Genomic DNA, 20,081 nt, shown 5'->3' on the forward strand with positions numbered 1-20,081 from the left:
CACTTCATTAAAGGATTAATGACATGTCAAAAATGATCACGCCCCCGCTGCAGAATGTCAGCATCAGCCCCATCCAGGTCGCCCCCATCAGCGCCTCGGCCAACCTTCATGCGCCATTGGCTGGCATCCTCAACAGCGCAACACCGCCAGACGACGCGGATGCCCCCTACCGACGCACGCTCAAATCCCTCGACAAACATTTCGGCCCCTTGCGCATCGGCGAGGTGATGGCCAGCCGGGTCGAGCTTCAGGCTTTGGGTGCGACGGTCAATGGCCAGCCCATCAGTACGGCGAATGCCGGCATGCAGCGAGCGGATCAAGCCTTTATAAACGGACTGAATTTCGACGCCGACAGGGTGCAGGCGCGCTTGAAGTCCGTGGACATCGCTGACAGCGGTGTGGCGGCGATGCTGTTCTACGAGATCGCCTGCAAACGTTCCGTCGATGCCGCACCGCTGTTCGTCGCCGACACCGCCATCGACCCCGGCAGCGCGATGGATCGTCTGAACCAATTGGGCAAAGCCGCGCAGAAACTGGATATCCACCGCGCCGATGCGCTGGAAAATGCGCCGGGCTGGATCAGCAAAAACAAAAGCTACTTGATGAGCGGCGCCGGCGTCGGTATGCAGGCATTCGGCATCTATAGCGGCTACAAGGCCATGATTGATGCGATCAAGCACGGCGACACCCTGGAAGCGGTTTTTCAGGGTGGCTCGATTGCCGCCGAATTCGGCTCACTGATCATCGAGCGAGGGCTGACCAGGACCGGTGAAGCGATGCTCAGGAATGGCGGCACCGCGCTGAAGTATTTCCCGCTGACGTCGGTCGGCAAATACATGAGCCGCGGTGCCGGGATGTTCGCCAGCGCAATCACCCTGCCTTTCGATATTGCCGATGCGATCAAATCGTTCAATGCTGCCGCCGCGGCGCAGGGCAAAGTGGCCCAGGATCACTACGTCAGCGGCGGTCTGAGTGTTGCGGGTGCCAGTCTCAGCCTGGTGCTGGGCGTCGCTGCGCTGGCCGGTTTTGGCAGCGTCGCCGGGCCGGTCGGACTCGTCGCTGCGGGGTTGCTCATCGCCGCGTCGATGATCTACCAGGCCGCCCGGGTCGTGGACGACATCGATGACTACATCGAACTGACCTTTGAGGAACGCCTGCGCTCCGGCTGGTTCGCCTTCACCAACAAGGAACTGGATCAAGACGTACTGGACCGTTTCAAGCTTTCCAAGGGCTATCGAGACCACCAGCAGCAGCTCGAATTGTCGGCCAGGGACATGCTGGAGGGCGCCTACAAGCACTCCATCGAACACGTGATCAACGGCGCCTTCCAGGTCGAATTGAAGCCCGTGGAAATCTGGCGCTACCAATGGGACGAAAGCACCGGTCAACAGCCGTTCAAGCTCGACAACCAGACAGTCGTTGTCGCGGGTGACGACGTGATCGATGCCGGCAACGGCCTGCCCGCCAATCTCCAAGGCAAAGTATCGGGCAGTGCCGGTGACGACAAAGGCATTTTCTGGCGCCTGGGCGACGGCAACGATCGGGTCATCGGCGTCCGGGACAAACCCAATCTGTTCACCTATCGCGCGGATCACAAGGCACTGACCGGGGGCGACAGGAACGATGCGTTTTATCAGGACATCACCGAGCAGGAATTGAACCGGATCAACAAACCCGCGCACCTCAATGTGCTGGATGGCGGCGCAGGTTCCGACACACTGGCCTTCGAAGGCAGCCGCCCGCTCAGCGACACCCGCCACATCGGCCACGACATCAATCTGCACAGCGGCCGAGTGGCGCTGCGAGGCCTTGACCCTGCGGTCGATGCCGTTGAGGTCGCGCAACTCACTTCGATCGAAAACGTCTCGACACTGCGCAAAGGCACCAGCCGTGTCAGCGGAAACGATGAGGCCAACCAGATTTCCGCCAATGGCTACGACCGCATCAGCGCCGGCGGCGGTGACGATACGATTGCCCTCTACGGACTTGACTGCCGGGTGGAAGGCGGCAGCGGCGCCGATCGTTTTTATATCGCCAGCAGCAACGCTCGCACGACCATTATCGAGGACGGTGAACAGTCGAGTCTTATCGAATTCGGCTGGCCGGCGGAGGTCATTCAGCGCTGGCAGATTATCGGCACTTCGCTGGTGGTCAGCTCATTGCGCGGCGCGGATGGCAACGATCCCGAACATGTCCTCACGCTGGAAAATGTCTACCAGTGGATCGATGGCAAACGTCAGCTGAAAAATGATCGATTGCAGTTCAAGACCCAAGACGGTTATGAACTGCTGGCTCAGTTACCTCAGTCGCCGGATGAGGCAGCGCCTGTGGATATCGAGCCCGCCGTGATTGTCATCGGGCAACCGGCAGCCGCACCACAAATCGTCAACGGCGGCACGGTCGAGATCGCCGAACAAGGCTTGAAGCGGCACTTTGTGTCGCGCACCGACCGACAAGTGGAATTCGTCGCGCAGCGCAACACAGCCGAAACGTCCCGCAGCGTTTATCTGGAGTTCGACAGCGCTGAAATCATCGATGTGCAAGTCAGTTATGAAGTGCAAGTGCGCAAAGGCGTCTCCGACAATACTCATTTGTATTACACAGACTTCACCCTGTCGCTCAGGCTGCCCTCGAAAGTCGTGATGTTCAAAGGCGTCGTCCAGCCCAGCGCAGCGGCCACCGGTTACAGCGGCAGAAACAGCCTGAAAATCACCACGCCACGTCTGCAACAAAACGTTGTGCTGATCATGCAGGACCAAACTTCATACCGCCTGCAGATTCCCACACTGGATTATGAGGACGATGCGAAAAACCCCGGCCCTCGCGTAAGCAGCACGCGCAGTTGCCTCAAACTACGCAATGGCAATTATCGCTTTGTCAGACCGTTGGCCAGCGTGAAGCCGCTGATAACAGCAGAACCCAGCCGCATTACGATCGACACGGGGTCGCACACCGGCATTTATGTGCTCGAAGGCCAGAGTTCGACTTACGATATCCACCTTGCCAGCAACACGATCATTCGCCTTTCGACGCCCAGTGCTACAGCCAAAACCGCCGATGCATCGACCTGGACTCTGTACACCCACACGCTGAAAGAAACCGTCACCCGCACTGACATACAACTGGACGGCAACCGTTTACGCATCGCCAGTGTCACGATTGAACTGCCCGATATCGAGGACGACGTCCCGGTGGAGTCCATCAACGTGGCGACTTCGGCCGGCAATATTTATGAGGTTTCCCTGCTGTTTGAAGTGCTCCAGCTTTACGTCATCGATGCGCGTGGCTACGCCAGCATCGAAGCGCTGTTGGCCGAGATCGAAGCGCACCAACAGCGCAACGAACTGGCGACCAGGGTTCATGTAACCCACATCGGCGTCAAAGCAGGAGCCATCGGCACAGTGGTTTACAACTCAGTGCGCAAGTACTGGTGCCTGGGGAGCGATCCACAAGCGCGAATCAAACCCGAAGATCTGAACTTCTCAATCAACAAGACCTGACCGCGCTTTGCCCGGTTTCATCGACTTGCCCGTGTGGATCTGACGTCCACACGGGCACCTGCTCACTTCAGCCGACGGACAGGCTGACGCGCAAAAACGGAGTTTATGCATGCGCCAAAAACCGGGCCCACGCCCCAAATCACCGACAATCGACACACCGGCGACCTCCGCATCGCTACCTGTGGATCATTCGGCGAGAAACCCGATACTCCCTACACTCGAAAGCATTACGGGTCGTTTACCGGTCGATGCACCCTCTTCACCCAAGCGACCTCGACTGGATGAGCCAGGCAGCTCCCGACCAATAAACCCACCTTTCGAAATGAGCGTTGTGCCAAGGTCTCCCGCTGACACGCCAGATTTTTCGATGACGTCGCTGGAAGATGTCGCACATCCGTACTTCGGCGATCTACCCGCGCCGAATGAATCTGGCATCCGCCGTTATCTCGCCAAGGACTGGGTGGACGTGCAACTTCCAGGCACCGAAGGCCGGCACCACGTTTGCGTTCAATACGATGCCGACCTCAGGGCGTATCGGGTGATGTCCTTCAGGCGCCTGGCACCTGGCCCGCCGATCTATCGAACCACGCAGGACAATCTGTGGAGTCTGGACCGGCACCTCACCTTCCTGAACGGCGATGATTACGCGTTTTCCGCGACACCGAATGCTGACGGTTACTACGCGTTTCGCGCCCTCGGATCGAGCAGTGAGACGGCCATCCTCGGCTATGCCATCAAGCACCCAGAGCATCAGTGGATTGCCATCGATCCCGCGCAGCCGAAGGACCGGAGGTTAGCTGTTGCGCAATGGTCGGATCAGGACATCCAGCGTATGTACATTGTGGATGACGCCCGGGTTACGGATTTCCGCACGCAAGCGCAAGCGTCCGGCAGAGCGCCAGACTGGGCAACTCGGGCGCAGAACATAGAAGACCCTCTATTTGTGGCCGAGTCGTTGAAGTGGCTCCATCCACAAATGTCTTTGGCCCAGCGTCTGGAATTACAGCGCAGCTACAACCTGACTCAGGATCAACTGTGTCGGCTGCGTACAGAGTCGGGTGACGGCCTGATCCCGGAATGGGCTGAACAGCATAAACGTCTGAGCCTCGACCCGACTAATGACCAGCGCTTCAAACTGATCGCCGAAGAGCTGGAAAACTACGTTCAAGACCTGAGATCCCAAGGGCTGACCCTCGACCGTCAATGGCCTGCCACCCGCTACAGCGATGTTTTTTTAGCCGACTACGCAGCGCATCTCGGTTACCTGCGAAGCAAGCACGACATGTTGTATCGCACCGATATTCCGGCGATGTTTCGCGGCGAAACCCGGTTACCGTTCGAGTTGGCCAGGGACGGGCGGATGATGTACCGCAAAGGCAATCCCACTGGCACCACGAACAAACGCGCGCTCAGTGCAACGTTCGGACTGCATGACGCTACCGCCTACGCGGCGACCAAGGGCGGCTTCTATCACGAGCTGCATTACAACTCGCAGGCCAATCGTTTTCCCGGCGTGAACCCTCAAAGCTCGAAAGGCCAGACCGGCGAGTCATCCGATTCGGGTGGCAGCTCAGTGTCGGAGGGTAAACGAACCGGCGACGAGATCGACTCTGACAACTCTTTCGTGTTCGACGACTCGCAAGGTTATGAATCCACGCGCCGCCAGCAAAAGACGTCATTTGTTTACGCCATTGATACCCGAGGCCTGGAAGTGGTACCCGGGGCTGAGAACAAGGCATTCAACCCCGGCAACGGAAAATTCCTCTTCGACGACCTGGAGGGGCATATCTCCACCCCCACACGCGGCATCAGTGCCGAGCGGATCTGGCTGGTACGCTCCGACCTGACGCGAGCCGCCCGGGTCAAAGATGTGCTGGAGCAGGCGGGTGACCGTGTCGCGGCCCTCGAACAGGCCACCTGGGCAGGCACCGACAGTCGAGCGGCCGGTAACTTTGGCAGCAATGCCTATGACAGCCTGATCGACGAGATTGCCGGTTCAGGCGGCCTGATACTTGAGCTGCCCAAGGGCGACAAGACGTTCGCCGACGACATCGTCTGGCCGGTTCCCGAGCATGACCGGTCTTGATTGCGCGCGGTGCGCTGACAACACAACTGAGCCAACGGATGGCTGACCCAACCACATGGAGTGACCTTTATGCGTCAAAAACCAGGGCCGCTGCGCCCACCGCCAACGACCGATACACCCGCCCCCCCGGTTTCTCGTCCTGCGCCCTACGATCGGCCCATTGACCTGGATTCCCGCTTGCATGGCCGCGTCAGGCCGGATGGTTCGAACGAGCCGCCGGGCATTAACCCCGACGGCCCTCACGGCAGCAGCGCGAGTGTCGAGCCTGGCATAACGATTACACAGATGTCCGAAACGCAGACGCCCCGGACTCGTATATCGACGTCGCCCCTGGAGCCTTATTTGCAGAGTGTCGACGCGTCTTTGCACCACGATGCAGACGGCCTGAAGATGCACAAGGGGCGCAAGTTCGCGGACATCGCCAACGAAGATGGATCCGCCGCCGGGTTGACGGTGATGGTGGCGTTCCACGATTTGATCAAGGCCTACCGGGCCAGGTTGCCCAGTGAGCTGACTCCCTCGGGACCTCCCCTTTATCGTGTGGCCGACAGTAACGTCTGGAGCCTGAAGAAGCCGATCGAATACTACGACCCCATGCAATTTGCCTCGTCTTATACCGCAGATGCTCAGGGCTACTACTCAGTTCACAAACACCGGGCGGTTGAGCACTCTGGCCCGTATGGCAAGTGGACTGAATTCGAAGTGGTGCAACGAGACGCAGGTTTCGCCTTTGCCGATGAGCATCGACGTTTGATTCGGGTTGATCCGAGTGAGGCACGAGGAGAGACAGCTGTCCCGCTGAAACTTGCGCATTGGAGCGATGGAGATATCTGGAAGATGTACCGCCTGGAGGGCGCGCAGGCCTTGGTATTTCGAATCGAAGCACAAGCCTTGGGAACAGCACCTGACTGGGTTACGCGTTTCAACGAGCCGGATACTCACACATTTTTGATCGACTCATTGAGATGGTCTTATCCACAAAAACCCGAGACTGAACGTGCGCAAATCCTGCGCAGCTACAACTTGAGCATGGCTCAGCAAAATCGTCTGCGACAAGACATGGAACATGGACGGTTCCCCGATTGGGCCGAACAGCACAAACGCTTGAGTCAGAATCCGTTGGACAACTCACGCTTTGAGCAGATTGCAGAAGAACTGGAGCCATTCATTCTAAAAATGAGAAATGAAGGCGAGAACCATGATTTCGACTCACATCCCGTCGAACAACGTTATGAAGAAAACCTCCTGAAAAGTTATCTGGAGCACGCCGGCTACAAACGCAATAAGCATGACTATCTTTATCGGATAGACATTCCGGCGATGTTCCGCGCCGATTTGCGTACGCCTTTCGAACTGGCTCGGGACAAACGCTTGGTAAAATTGCGGGGCAATCCTTCTGACTCCACGACCAAATCGGCTTTCAGCGCGACATTCGGTGCGGCCAATGCTTTGAGCTACATGGGATTTGATTACTACTCCAACCCTCGGCACTACAACAGCCAGGCCAACCGCTATCCAGGGCATTTTTCCGACAGCGATTCGTCGAGCGGGTATCGACACAATTCGGCTGAGGAGTCTGACACCTCGTTTGAAATGGACGACTCACGCGACTACCCATTGCTCCGTCGCAAACAAACACTGGGTTTTCTGTATGTCATTGACACCCGTGGTATCGAAGTCGTCCCGCGAGTGGAAAACATTTACCTGAACGACAAGGATTTCGACGGAGACAAACTGGAAGGCCGGATATCAATGCCGACGCGAGGTATCAGTGCAGAGCGGATATGGCTAGCGAGTTCGGACTTGAGCCAAGCGGCCAGAGTCGAGGATATTTTGCGGCAGGCCGGTGACAACGCCGAGCAGATAGAGAAGGCGACATGGGCAGGTACCGACGGGAGCGACAGCTATTTTTTCGGAACCACTGCTTATGACCGATTGATCAACCAGATAGCCCACTCCGGCGGCATCGTGTTGAAGTTGCCCAAAGGCAAAAACACCCACTCCAACGATATAACCTGGCCGGTGGCCGAACATTACCGAGCCTGACGAAAGGCGCCATCCATATTGATAATGAATGGCGCCTTTTATGAAACAGCGACTGATCGCTATTTGATTACCTTGATCACGAATTTTGCCGGTTTCTGATTGAAGGCGTTATGCCCCGTCACATTAGGATCTACATCCAGGAAGGTGCTCATCCCACTGCTCACATTGCGATACAAGGGCCGGTCATTCGGCTCGCTGATCAATTCAAGATAGGCCGGCCCGGATTCGAGGTGGCGCAGAGAAGCCCTCGTCGTGGCAGGTGTACTGATTGAAAAAGACTGTGTTGGCGCATGGGTACTGGCCAGCAGGTTATGCGTCTTGTCCTCTATGAATAACCGCGCACCGTCGAATGCTCCCGCAAGTACAAGGTTGATTGCATATTCGTCACCCTGTGCGACGAATTTCAACAGCAGTGGCGCGTCATTCTCATGATCCGCCAGGGTGATGAAACTGGAGACACGCCAATCCGCCAGGCCCACTTCGGCATCCAGTTTTTCGCCTTTGGTTATCCGCAGGTCGCGAAGCGACTGTTGCAGACGTTGTTGATTAAGCACCACTGGCCGGCCATCAAGATAAAGATGCGCGGTGAATGTTTGGTTGGTTTTTTCTGTTAAAGACATACAGTTGCCCACGTGCAAACGCCTGCTGTGACTAAAACTGTAACGGCAGGCCATGCTGGAAAAAGAAAGGATCAAATGGCGGTCGCGGCCATTACTGTTTTGGCGCTCGCAGACATCCGCGGGACTTCGCCAACAGGAACTTTTTCTGATTTTCGTTTACGCCGGGCAATCACCATACGGTCTGCATAAACCGTTGCGGCTTCAATAATGTGTGTCTCGTTATGATCCGCCCCGGCATATTTAAAAATATACTTGCTGGCAATATCATCCCAAAACGCCCACTCATCTTCATAGACAGTCATGTCTTTCATCCTTGTTGTTATTCAGGTTGCCCGCTTCCTGCGGACAACCTGAAATTAAGACAAAGACAAAAGCAAAACAATGCTGGCAGTCGCCATGAGTTGATTCAAAGTGCAACTAGGCAAACAACTCACCCTGAAGCTCGTCGAGCAATGCCTGGATCGCATCCAGTCGCTGCTGGGGATCGTCGAGTTGCAGCAGATCGATCTTGTCCTCTTCGGCGAACGGCAGCAGATAGGCCAGTTGATTGGCCAGCGATTGCTGACCCAGCGCCTCGGTGCCCATGTTCAGCGCTTCCACCATCGGGTGCTCGGCCAAGGCCTTGAGCAGTGCCACCAGATCAGCGTCTTCGTCCTGTAGCGGTTGCTCGGGTTCGTCATCCAGCCACTCGACTTCCGCGAGGATCAATTGATCGCGCTGGACCTCGGTACGCAATACGTTGAACCGGCGTCCGCCCTGCACGCGAATCCCCAACAAGCCATTATCCTGCTGCTGGAAATCAGTGATACGTGCTTCGCAGCCGACCAGCGCATACCCCGCCGGCGCCAGACCGACTTCACTGCCCTCAAGGATGCACACCACACCGAAACCGCCGCCCTGTTTCATGCAGCGACCGATCATGTCGAGGTAGCGCGCCTCGAAGATCTGCAAGTCAAGGTTGCAGCCGGGAAACAGCACTGTGTTCAGTGGGAAAAGCGGCAGACTCATAGACATTTCCTTACACCACCATCGACACCGCCAACGGCAGGAACACCGCCGTGGCCACGCCCATCAGACTCATTGCCAGCGCGGCGAAGGCGCCGCACTCATCGTTTTCCTGCATGGCCACCGCCGTGCCGACCGCATGCGCGGTCATGCCCAGCGCCATGCCTCGCGCTTCGGGACTGTGCACGCCGAGGCGGGTGAGCAGCGCCGGGCCGAAGATCGCGCCGATCACCCCGGTGATCAGCACGAACACCGCCGCCAGCGCCGCAACGCCACCAATTTGTTCGGCCACCAGCATGGCAATCGGCGAGGTCACCGACTTCGGCGCCATGGTCATCAGGATCATGTGCTCGGCACCGAACCACCAGCCCAGCAACACGCCCATGCCCGTGGCGACCACTCCGCCTATCACCAGCGTAGTAAAAATCGGCCAGAACAATTGCCGAATACGCCGCAGGTTGAGGTACAGCGGCACCGCCAGCGCCACGGTGGCCGGGCCGAGCAAAATGCTGAGAATCTCGGTGCTCTTGCGGTACTCGGCGTAAGTCAGGCCGCAGCCAACCAGCACACCGATCACCAACAACATGGAGACCAGCACCGGTTGCAGAAAGATCCAGCGGGTTTTCTCGAACGCCGCCAGCACCAGTTGATAGGCACCGAGGGTGATGCCGATGCCGAACAGCGGATGATGAATGACCGAAGCCCAGGCGCCGTGCCAGTCGAAAAGCATCAGGACTCCTCCGACGCAGGCGCGTGACGCTTGACCAGGCGCTGCATCAGCACCCCGGCGAAGGCCATCGACAGGATCAGCGAAAGCACCAGCGCGCCGACAATTGCCCAGAAATCCGCGGCAATCGCTGTCGCGTACACCATCACACCGACGGCAGGCGGCACCAGCAGCAACGGCAGATAACGCAGCAGACTGCCGGCCGCGAGGTTCAGCGGCTCGCCGACTTCACCGCGAATGATCAGGAAGATCAGCAACAGCAGCAGACCGATGATCGGCCCCGGCAGTACCGGCAACAGCAAATGATTGAGCGCCGTGCCGAGCAGTTGAAACAGCACCAGCAGGGTCAGGCCACGTAGCAACATCCGACATCTCCGTCTTACTTTTCGCCCAGCAGGGGCTCGGCATTATAAGCACGCCTGCGCTATGGATCGGCATTCGCCAAAAGCATGGTCGGTTGACCGGAGCAAATCGCCATGATGATCTACAGTGGTTCGCAGGGAGGTCAAATCCCCCCACCTTGAAAACTATAAAACCGATGAACCCAAGGAGAGTCTCAATGCCCTATGTTCCAGTTGCAGAGCTCAAAGATTATGTCGGCAAGGAACTCGGACGTTCCGAATGGCTCACCATCGATCAGGAACGTATCAACCTGTTCGCCGAAGCCACCGGTGATTATCAGTTCATTCACGTCGACCCGGTCAAAGCCGCGCAAACGCCTTTTGGCAGCACCATTGCCCACGGTTTCCTGTCGTTGTCGCTGATCCCGAAATTGATGGAAGACATCCTCGTGCTGCCGCAAGGCGTGAAGATGGTCGTCAACTACGGCCTGGACAGCGTGCGTTTCATCCAGCCAGTGAAGGTCAATTCGAAGGTACGACTCAAGGTCGACCTCGGCGAAGTCACCGAGAAAAAACCGGGCCAGTGGCTGCTCAAAGCCACAGCGACGCTTGAGATAGAAGGCTCGGACAAACCGGCCTATATCGCCGAGCCTCTGTCGCTCTGCTTCGTCTGATGGTTCTGGATGCGAAGCAGCGCACGCTGTTTCGCGTCAACACTGGTTTTACCGGCTGCATTAGTTCACATAGCTGCGGCATACTCGGTCGCCTAATTGCCCGGATCCCGCTATGCGCTCACTCGCTCGTATTGCACCCCTTGCCTTGACCCTGATGCTCACCGCGTGCGGCGACGGCGAATCGCTGTTGCCGCCAGATGCGCGCCTGCCCGACGGCGGACGCTATCGCGGTGAACTGGTCGATGGCTTGCTGCAAGGTCAGGGCCGCGTCGACTACCCCAATGGCAGCTGGTATGCCGGGCAGTTCGACAAGGGTCAGTGGCATGGTCAGGGCGAATGGCATGGCAGCAATGGCGAGGTCTATCGCGGCCAGTTCCAACAAGGCCTGTTCGACGGTCAGGGCAGCCTGACCACCAACGCCAGCAGTTACACCGGCGGCTTCAAGCAAGGCCGGCGCGAAGGCGAAGGTACCCTGAAAGAAAACGCCATGACCTACCGTGGCGAATTCAAGGCTGACCAGTATTCCGGGCTCGGCCGTCTGGAGATGGACGACGGCAGTTCCTATCAAGGCCAGTTCGCCCACGGCAAGCCCAACGGCGAAGGCCTGCGCGGCGACGCCAGCGGCAACTCGTTCAGCGGGCATTTCGTCAACGGTCAGCTGGAAGGCAACGGCACCTTCAACAGTGCTGACGGCGACATCTATGTCGGCGGCTTCAAGAACAATCAATTGCACGGCAAGGGCCGCTACGAAAACGCCGACGGCGATGTCTGGCTCGGCCAGTTCAAGGAAGGCGCGCTGACCGGCAAGGGCGAGTTGATCGGTGCCGACGGCAGCCATTACGTCGGCGTGTTCAGCGACTGGCGTTTCAGTGGGCCGGGCCGTTTGAACCTGCCTGATGGCAGTTTCTACATCGGCGGCTTCGACAACGACAGCTACGCCGGACGCGGCACCTTGGTGCTCACCGATGGCAGCGTCATGAGCGGCACCTGGATCAACGGCCAGCGCGTGCGCGATGCCGACGGCAAGTTGCTGCCCGACACCCTCGAACTCGGTTTGCTCGCTCAGGGCCGTCTGCTCGAAGACGCACTGGCCGCCATTCCTGCTTCGACCCCAGCGGTCGAGTTGTACACCCTGACCCTCGGCGGTGACGGCAAGCAAAGCGTGTTCCTGCGCGAATCCGACTACGTCGCCAACATGCTCAACACACGCTTCGGCGCTTATGGCCAGATCCGTCTGGTCAACCACCGCGACCACCTCGGCGACCGGCCGATGGCCACCCGCGAGAACCTGCGCCGAGCCGCGCAAACCCTCGCCGAACGCAGCGGCCCGGAAGATTTGCTGTTCATCTACCTGACCAGCCACGGCACCGCCGAACATGAACTGGTGCTCGACCAGCCGCGCATGGAACTGGCCGACCTGCCCGCCGACGAACTTGCTGCTGTGCTGGCGCCGCTGAAAAACCGCGACAAGATCATCGTGATTTCCTCGTGCTACTCCGGTGGATTCATCCCGGCGCTGAAAGACGAACGCACGCTGATCATGACCGCCTCGCGCGCGGACCGGGTGTCCTTCGGCTGCTCGGAAGAAGCCAACTTCACCTATTTCGGCGATGCCCTGTTCGCCCAGGCGCTGAACCAGACCGATGATCTGGAGCAAGCCTTCAAACTGGCCAAGGCCACCGTCGCCGAGCGTGAACTGGCGGACAATTTCGAAGCCTCGGAGCCGCAGATCTGGGCGCCGAAAACCGTGCTGGCGCACTGGCAACTGCTGCGCAAACAGCAAGCAAGAAAAGCTTTGCAAAGTGCTGCATTGAACGACGGTGCGATAAAGAGCAACTAAGCTGAACAGTATCAAGGGAGAGACACTATGTACTTGACGCCTCAGCACGTATTGCTTGCCGGAGCCACCGGTTTGACCGGTGAACATCTACTCGACCGGTTGCTCAACGAGCCAACGATTTCTCGCGTGCTCGCCCCTTCGCGTCGGCCATTGGCCGAACATCCGCATCTGGAAAACCCGGTCGGCGATCCGCAGGCGTTTCTGCCGCAACTGAGTGGCCGTGTCGATATCGCCTACTGCTGCCTCGGCACCACGATCAAACAGGCCGGTTCGGAAGCGGCGTTTCGCGCGGTGGATCTGGACATGGTCGTGGCGTTCGCCAAACGCGCGCGGGAGATGGGCGCGCGGCATCTGATCGTCATCAGTGCGATTGGCGCCGATCCGAAATCGTCGGTTTTCTACAATCGGGTCAAAGGTGAAATGGAGCAGGCATTGCGTGCGCAGGACTGGCCGCAACTGACCATTTGCCGGCCATCGCTGTTGTTGGGTGAGCGGACTGAACCGCGTCTGGCCGAGCAACTGGCCGGGCCATTGTCAAAGCTGATTCCCGGTAAATACCGTGGCATCGAGGCGTGCCAATTGGCGCGGGCGATGTGGCGGTTGGCGCTGGAAGAGCAGGATGGCGTGCGGGTGATCGAGTCGGATGAGCTGCGCAAGCTCGGTAAATAATCTTCCGCCGCATGATCGTTCCCACGCTCTGCGTGGGAATGCAGCCACGGACGCTCTGCGTCCCAAAGCGTGACGCAGAGCGTCACCGGAGGCGTTACCACGCAGAGCGTGGGAACGATCTGTCTAACTACAATCCGCCCGTTGCCTGGAAGCTCACACCGATCACCGTCAGCAATGACAACGGCAACAACAGCGTATCGAGCAACGCACTCGCCGGCAGGTCAACGCCCGGATAGCTCGGCGCCTCAGCCCCGAACCGATCCATCGCGCAACAGCCGCCATTCATCGCGTATAAGTCCAGACGCGTCCCGGAGTACACCACCGGTGCCCCCGGTTTGGCCGCATCCAGCGTGCGCGCCGTGGCGCACCCGGTCAGTAACAACACCAGCCCGATCACCAGCAGCTTATTCATCACTGCTCAGATGATGCTCACCCCAACGCGGCAGCATGTCCTGGGGAATGCCGAGCAGATTGAGAATCCGCGCCACGACGAAATCGATCAGATCATCGATGGTCTGGGGCTGATGATAGAAACCCGGTGAGGCCGGCAGAATGGTCACACCCATGTTCGACAGCTTGAGCATGTGCTCCAGATGAATGCTTGAATACGGCGCCTCGCGCGGTACCAGAATCAACTGACGGCGCTCCTTCAACGTGACATCGGCCGCACGTTCGATCAGGTTGTTGCACGCGCCGGTGGCAATCGCCGACAACGTGCCCGTAGAGCACGGCACCACGACCATCGCCGCCGGAGCGCCAGAGCCCGAGGCTACCGGCGACATCCAGTCTTCCTTGCCGTAAACGCGGATCTGCCCGGCGGCAGCCCCGGTGTATTCGGTCAGGAATGCCTGCATCATCTGCGGCTTGGGCGGCAGCGTGACATCGGTCTCGGTAGCCATGACCAGTTGCGCAGCTTTCGAGATCAGGAAATGCACTTCGCGATCTTCGCGCACCAGACAATCAAGCAGGCGCAAACCGTACTGGGCGCCGGACGCGCCGGTCATCGCCAGCGTGATGCGTTCGGGGCCATTGCTCTCAAAACCAGTGTTCATTGCAGCGCCTCGGCGAGTTTGCCGTGCAGGCCGCCGAAGCCGCCGTTGCTCATGATCACCACATGAGTGCCGGGCTGCGCCTGGCTCTTCACGCGCTCGATGATGCCTTCCAGCGAATCGCTGACAATCGATGGCACTTTGCACAACGCAGCGGTGCCGGCCAGGTCCCAACCGAGGTTGACCGGGGCGTACCAGATCACCTGATCGGCATCGACCACACTGTCGGGCAAGCCATCACGGTGCGCGCCGAGTTTCATCGAGTTGGAGCGCGGTTCGATGATCGCGATCAGTGGCGCATCGCCGATGCGTTTGCGCAGGCCGTCGAGGGTGGTGGCGATGGCGGTCGGGTGGTGAGCGAAGTCGTCATAGATGGTGATTCCGCGTACTTCAGCGACTTTCTCCATGCGACGTTTGACGTTCTTGAATGCGCTCAGACCGGCGATGCCCATCGACGGCACCACGCCAACGTGACGTGCCGCGGCCAGCGCAGCCAAGGCGTTGGCGACGTTGTGCTGACCGGTCAGCTCCCATTCGACGGTGCCTTGCGACACGCCTTCGAACATCACTTCGAACGCCGAACCATCTTCGCTGAGCAGTTTGACCTGCCACTGACCGCCAGCACCGGTGGTTTGCACCGGGGTCCAGCAGCCCATTTCGATCACACGTTGCAAGGCAGGCTCGGTGGTCGGATGAATGACCAGGCCTTCACTCGGGATGGTGCGCACCAAGTGATGGAATTGCCTCTCGATCGCCAGCAGATCCGGGAAGATGTCGGCGTGATCGAACTCAAGGTTATTGAGGATCGCGGTACGCGGACGGTAATGCACGAATTTCGAGCGCTTGTCGAAAAAGGCGCTGTCGTATTCGTCGGCCTCGATTACGAAGAACGGCGTACCGCCCAAGCGAGCAGAGACCGAGAAGTTCTGGGGTACGCCGCCGATGAGGAAACCCGGGCTCATGCCGGCGTGCTCCAACACCCAGGCGAGCATGCTGCTGGTGGTGGTTTTGCCGTGCGTACCGGCCACCGCCAGTACCCAGCGACCTTGCAGCACGTGGTCAGCCAGCCACTGCGGGCCGGACACGTACGGCAGGCCTTTGTTCAGGACATATTCCACCGCCGGGTTGCCGCGCGACATGGCGTTGCCGATCACCACCAGATCCGGCGCCGGATCGAGCTGCGCCGGGTCATAGCCCTGCGTCAGCTGAATGCCTTGGGCTTCAAGCTGCGTGCTCATCGGCGGATAGACGTTGGCGTCGGAACCGGTCACGTGATGGCCCAGCTCTTTGGCCAACACCGCCATCGAGCCCATGAAAGTCCCGCAGATACCCAGAATATGAATGTGCATAGTCGACCTCGTAAAACATGGCCGCAGGTTAGCGTAGGGAGGGGGAAATCGCACTCTTTAGGTGAGGGGCGGGGCTGGTTGGCCGCAGCATCTCGGTTCGGCTGCAGATTGTAGCCCCTCACCCCAGCCCTCTCCCGAGGGAGAGGGAGCCGATCTGCGTTGCTTTCAAATCCGCAGTTCGGCTCGATATTTCAGCTCGGCGTAAATTGCCGGATCACCTCGGTCAGTCCCCTCTCCCTCCGGGAGAGGGCTAGGGTGAGGGCCTTCTAACTGACTCGCCGCTCAATCCCATGCTTACGCAGCTTTCTATAAAGCGTATTACGGCTAACCCCAAGCTGCTCAGCGGTGCGAGTCATGTGCCACCGCGTTTGTTCAAGCGCCCCGAGCAAGGCTAACCTTTCGGCATCGTCCAGTGGGTGTTCGCCAGACTCGGCTGGCGGAAGGACTGCACGCCCCTGCCGAATCATCACCGGCAAATCCTCCACCCCGACCCGCCCCTCATCACATAACGCCGCCAACGTGCGCAGCACATTGCGCAACTGCCGCACATTGCCCGGCCAGTTGAACGCCAGCAACGCCTGACGCGCCGGCTCGTCGATCACTATCGTTTCACCGCCCGCCTCCTCGGCCAGCAGAAAATCCAGCAACTGCGATTTGTCACTGCGCGCGCGCAATGCCGGCAACCCCACTTCCAGCCCATTGAGCCTGTAGTACAAATCCTCGCGAAAACTGCCGTCCGCAACCCGCTCCAGCAGATTGCGGTGGGTGGCGCTGATGATCCGCACATTGACCGACTCCGGCTCACCACCGATCGGCACGACCTGTCTGTCCTCAAGGACTCGCAACAAACGAGTCTGCAAGGCCAATGGCATATCGCCGATTTCATCGAGGAACAGCGTGCCACCATCTGCCTGCTGCAGCTTGCCGCGCATGCCGTCCTTGCGCGCGCCGGTGAAGCTGCCGCCGCGATAGCCGAACAGTTCGCTTTCGATCAGGCTTTCAGGAATGGCCGCGCAGTTGAGCGCGACGAAGGCTTTGGCGGAGCGTTGACTGGCCTGGTGCACAGCTTTGGCGAAGGCCTCCTTGCCCGAGCCGGTTTCACCATTGATCAACAAAGGCACGTCACGCTCGAACACGCGCAGGGCTTTGCGGAAATCGGCCTGCAACGCCTCGTCACCGAGACAGATGCCCGACAAGCGCGGCGCTTCAGCCACCACCGGCGTCGATACCATCGGTACAGGTTTGCGCGATTCCCCGCGCAACACAGCAAACAGATGTCGCCCGTCACGGGTGCGCAGCGGCCAACTGGCGCTGGCATGGGCACTGGCGCGGCCAAGCAATTCATCCAGCGAACAATCGAAAAACGCCTCCACTGGTTTACCCAGCAAGCCACCGCGAATATGCCCGAGCAGATTCAGTGCACTCTGGTTGACCGCGCTGATCCGCCCTTCCCCGTCAAACGCCAGCAGCCCTTCGCTGAACAGACCGACCGATTCGGCCTGCAAATGAAAACGCAACAACCATTGGTTATCGAAACAGCGCAGGAAGTAGCAACTCTCGATCATCTTCGCCGACAGATTGACCAGCGCCATGGTGTGGAACTGGCTTTGCCGCGAGACATCGTGGCGCGCCGAAGACACGTCGAGCACCGCCAGCAGTTCGCCATGCGGGTCGAATACCGGGCTCGCCGAGCAGGTCAGGCCGGTGTGGCGACCGCGAAAGTGTTCATCTTGATGAATGGTCAGCGCCTGACGTTCGACCAGGCAGGTGCCGATGCCGTTGGTGCCTTCGCAGGCTTCGCTCCAGTCAGCCCCCAGCCAGAGCCCGGCGCGTTCGAAGATCTTGCGTTCGGCCGGCGCGGTGACGCAGTTGAGGATCACCCCACGCGCGTCAGTCAGCAGCACTGCATGGCCGGCGCCGGAGAGTTGTTGATGCAGGCTGCTCATTTCATTGCCGGCGATCTGCAGGACTTGCTGCAGTCGTTCGCGGCTTTCGAGGACGCGCCCGTGTTCGAGCACGGTCGGCGCCATGGTCAGGGCCGGGTCGAGGTGATAGTCCTCAAGACAGCGCAGCCACGAGCGGGCAATCGACGGATCAGCTCCAGGCCCGTGCAGGTGCGGTTTGCCCTGACTGACGGTGAGAACCTGCTGGGCATGGCGACTCAAATGGTTGTCGTGCATTTCTTATTGTTCTCCCCGAGGCTCGACGGCCCAATGCTGAGGTGACGCTCAGCATCCTCCAGCCACCGACGCATTGCAATGCTGGCAAGACTGCCCGGTCATCAGCTGTGCCGAAAGCGGTACAAACTGTCACCCAAGCTGTACCGAAACCGCCACAGGCAAAATCCACTCGTCCGACATAAACCAGCCAACCCCTTGATTTACCGGCCCTGTACGGCAGTGGCCCGACCTTTGCTCTACGCTTATAGCAAGCGCACTTGCGCGTTTCTCTAATAAGTACAAAGCCAAGGAGAACATCATCATGCGTTACGCTCACCCCGGTACTGAAGGCGCCAAAGTCTCGTTCAAAGCCAAGTACGGTAACTACATCGGCGGCGAGTTCGTCGCGCCTGTCAAAGGTCAGTACTTCACCAACACCTCGCCAGTGAATGGCCAGCCAATTGCCGAATTTCCCCGCTCCACTGCCGAAGACATCGACAAGGCTCTGGACGCCGCCCATGCCGCTGCCGACGCGTGGGGCGCGACCTCCGTGCAGGCGCGCTCGCTGATCCTGCTGAAAATCGCCGACCGCATCGAACAGAACCTCGAACTGCTGGCGATCACCGAAACCTGGGACAACGGCAAAGCCATCCGCGAAACCCTCAACGCCGACATCCCGCTGGCCGCCGACCATTTCCGCTACTTCGCTGGCTGCCTGCGCGCCCAGGAAGGCAGCGCTGCCGAGATCGACGGCAACACCGTGGCGTATCACATTCACGAACCGCTGGGTGTGGTCGGCCAGATCATCCCGTGGAACTTCCCGATCCTGATGGCCGCGTGGAAACTCGCGCCTGCGCTGGCAGCGGGTAACTGCGTGGTGCTCAAGCCTGCCGAGCAAACCCCGCTGGGCATTACCGTATTGCTGGAACTGATCGGCGACCTGCTGCCACCGGGCGTGCTGAACATCGTTCAGGGCTACGGCAAAGAAGCCGGCGAAGCGCTGGCCACCAGCAAACGCATCGCCAAGATCGCCTTCACCGGCTCGACCCCGGTCGGCTCGCACATCATGAAATGCGCGGCCGAGAACATCATCCCGTCCACCGTGGAACTGGGCGGCAAATCGCCGAACATCTTCTTCGAAGACATCATGCAGGCCGAACCGACGTTCATTGAGAAAGCCGCTGAAGGTCTGGTGCTGGCGTTCTTCAACCAGGGCGAAGTCTGCACCTGCCCTTCCCGTGCGCTGGTGCAGGAATCTATCTACGACGAGTTCATGGCCGTCGTCATGAAGAAAGTCCTGCAAATCAAACGCGGCGATCCGCTGGACACCGACACCATGGTCGGCGCGCAGGCGTCCGAGCAGCAATTCGACAAAATCCTTTCGTACCTGGAAATCGCCAAGGGCGAAGGCGCCGAGCTGCTGACCGGCGGCAAGGTGGAAAAACTCGAGGGCAACCTGTCGACCGGCTATTACATCCAGCCGACCCTGCTCAAGGGCACCAACAAGATGCGCGTGTTCCAGGAAGAAATCTTTGGCCCGGTGGTGAGCATCACCACCTTCAAGGACGAAGCCGAAGCGCTGGCGATCGCCAACGATACCGAGTTCGGCCTCGGCGCCGGCCTGTGGACCCGCGACATCAACCGCGCCTATCGCATGGGCCGCGCGATCAAGGCTGGCCGTGTGTGGACCAACTGCTACCACCTGTATCCGGCGCATGCCGCGTTTGGTGGCTACAAGAAGTCCGGCGTTGGGCGTGAAACCCACAAGATGATGCTCGATCACTATCAACAGACCAAAAACCTGCTGGTGAGCTACGACATCAATCCGTTGGGCTTCTTCTAAAACCTGAGGGCGACTCAGATATTTCTGTGTCGCCCGTTCAACCGCTTTCGCGAGCAAGCTCGCTCCCACAGGGATCTCTACAAGGTCTCGATATTGGGCTTACCACAGAAACCTGTGGGAGCGAGCTTGCTCGCGAAGGCGTCCTGTATGACACACCATCAATGGCCTGGCCG

The 20,081-nt window shown here is 59.2% G+C and carries 16 protein-coding genes; 7 read left to right on the forward strand and 9 right to left on the reverse strand.

Translation table 11 applies throughout. The features are described from left to right. The first annotated feature begins 23 nt into the window (after positions 1 to 23). The 3 genes from FGA82_RS07235 (at position 24) to FGA82_RS07245 (ending at position 7,632) form a co-directional block, all read left to right on the forward strand. Positions 24 to 3,500 carry a calcium-binding protein gene (locus FGA82_RS07235; protein ID WP_141126556.1) on the forward strand — a complete coding sequence of 1,159 codons (3,477 nt, stop codon included), beginning with the start codon at positions 24 to 26 and terminating at the stop codon, positions 3,498 to 3,500. A gap of 367 nt (positions 3,501 to 3,867) precedes the next feature. Further along, the gene (locus FGA82_RS07240; protein ID WP_249384224.1) at positions 3,868 to 5,586 is read left to right on the forward strand and encodes a hypothetical protein; all 1,719 of its coding nucleotides are present in this window, start codon (positions 3,868 to 3,870) and stop codon (positions 5,584 to 5,586) included. 69 nt (positions 5,587 to 5,655) lie between these two features. After that, positions 5,656 to 7,632 carry a hypothetical protein gene (locus tag FGA82_RS07245; protein ID WP_141126558.1) on the forward strand — a complete coding sequence of 659 codons (1,977 nt, stop codon included), beginning with the start codon at positions 5,656 to 5,658 and terminating at the stop codon, positions 7,630 to 7,632. Between the two features lie 59 nt (positions 7,633 to 7,691). On the opposite strand, the gene FGA82_RS07250 is transcribed toward FGA82_RS07245, so the two are convergent. From FGA82_RS07250 to FGA82_RS07270, 5 genes are all read right to left on the reverse strand, one after another. Beyond that, entirely contained in the window at positions 7,692 to 8,252 is a 561-nt protein-coding gene (locus tag FGA82_RS07250; RefSeq protein ID WP_141126559.1) for a hypothetical protein, read from the reverse strand. 71 nt (positions 8,253 to 8,323) lie between these two features. Continuing rightward, positions 8,324 to 8,554 carry a hypothetical protein gene (locus tag FGA82_RS07255; protein WP_141126560.1) on the reverse strand — a complete coding sequence of 77 codons (231 nt, stop codon included), beginning with the start codon at positions 8,552 to 8,554 and terminating at the stop codon, positions 8,324 to 8,326. Positions 8,555 to 8,669: 115 nt separating this feature from the next. Further along, positions 8,670 to 9,260 (reverse strand): LON peptidase substrate-binding domain-containing protein, encoded by a 591-nt coding sequence (locus FGA82_RS07260; protein ID WP_141126561.1) that lies wholly within the window; start codon positions 9,258 to 9,260, stop codon positions 8,670 to 8,672. A gap of 10 nt (positions 9,261 to 9,270) precedes the next feature. Beyond that, the gene (locus FGA82_RS07265) at positions 9,271 to 9,987 is read right to left on the reverse strand and encodes an LrgB family protein (protein WP_141126562.1); all 717 of its coding nucleotides are present in this window, start codon (positions 9,985 to 9,987) and stop codon (positions 9,271 to 9,273) included. Next, entirely contained in the window at positions 9,987 to 10,349 is a 363-nt protein-coding gene (locus tag FGA82_RS07270) for a CidA/LrgA family protein (protein ID WP_141126563.1), read from the reverse strand. Before FGA82_RS07270 ends, FGA82_RS07265 begins: the two co-directional genes overlap by 1 nt. A 194-nt stretch (positions 10,350 to 10,543) precedes the next feature. Between FGA82_RS07270 and FGA82_RS07275 the strand changes: the two genes are divergently transcribed. The 3 genes from FGA82_RS07275 (at position 10,544) to FGA82_RS07285 (ending at position 13,508) form a co-directional block, all read left to right on the forward strand. Then, entirely contained in the window at positions 10,544 to 10,999 is a 456-nt protein-coding gene (locus FGA82_RS07275; RefSeq protein WP_034153755.1) for a MaoC family dehydratase, read from the forward strand. Between the two features lie 112 nt (positions 11,000 to 11,111). Continuing rightward, positions 11,112 to 12,839, forward strand: a complete 1,728-nt coding sequence (locus FGA82_RS07280) for a C13 family peptidase (protein ID WP_141126564.1) — start codon at positions 11,112 to 11,114, stop codon at positions 12,837 to 12,839. 27 nt (positions 12,840 to 12,866) lie between these two features. Next, positions 12,867 to 13,508: an oxidoreductase gene (locus tag FGA82_RS07285; RefSeq protein ID WP_034153753.1), complete on the forward strand. Its 642-nt coding sequence runs from the start codon at positions 12,867 to 12,869 to the stop codon at positions 13,506 to 13,508. Between the two features lie 127 nt (positions 13,509 to 13,635). On the opposite strand, the gene FGA82_RS07290 is transcribed toward FGA82_RS07285, so the two are convergent. The 4 genes from FGA82_RS07290 to FGA82_RS07305 form a co-directional block, all read right to left on the reverse strand. Further along, positions 13,636 to 13,920 (reverse strand): YceK/YidQ family lipoprotein, encoded by a 285-nt coding sequence (locus FGA82_RS07290; protein WP_141126565.1) that lies wholly within the window; start codon positions 13,918 to 13,920, stop codon positions 13,636 to 13,638. Then, positions 13,913 to 14,560 (reverse strand): flavin prenyltransferase UbiX, encoded by a 648-nt coding sequence (gene ubiX / locus FGA82_RS07295; protein ID WP_141126566.1) that lies wholly within the window; start codon positions 14,558 to 14,560, stop codon positions 13,913 to 13,915. Before ubiX ends, FGA82_RS07290 begins: the two co-directional genes overlap by 8 nt. Further along, entirely contained in the window at positions 14,557 to 15,906 is a 1,350-nt protein-coding gene (gene mpl, locus FGA82_RS07300; RefSeq protein WP_141126567.1) for a UDP-N-acetylmuramate:L-alanyl-gamma-D-glutamyl-meso-diaminopimelate ligase, read from the reverse strand. The genes ubiX and mpl overlap by 4 nt, the downstream gene beginning before the upstream one ends. A 266-nt stretch (positions 15,907 to 16,172) precedes the next feature. Further along, positions 16,173 to 18,086, reverse strand: coding sequence for a sigma-54-dependent Fis family transcriptional regulator (locus FGA82_RS07305; RefSeq protein ID WP_141126568.1), 1,914 nt, complete (start codon positions 18,084 to 18,086; stop codon positions 16,173 to 16,175). A gap of 301 nt (positions 18,087 to 18,387) precedes the next feature. Between FGA82_RS07305 and exaC the strand changes: the two genes are divergently transcribed. Continuing rightward, a complete protein-coding gene (exaC, locus tag FGA82_RS07310; RefSeq protein WP_016984137.1) occupies positions 18,388 to 19,908 on the forward strand; it encodes an acetaldehyde dehydrogenase ExaC in 1,521 nt (506 codons plus the stop codon). Positions 19,909 to 20,081: the final 173 nt, after the last annotated feature.

The organism is Pseudomonas fluorescens, assembly GCF_005938625.1.
In the GTDB taxonomy this organism is placed as follows: domain Bacteria; phylum Pseudomonadota; class Gammaproteobacteria; order Pseudomonadales; family Pseudomonadaceae; genus Aquipseudomonas; species Aquipseudomonas fluorescens_BD.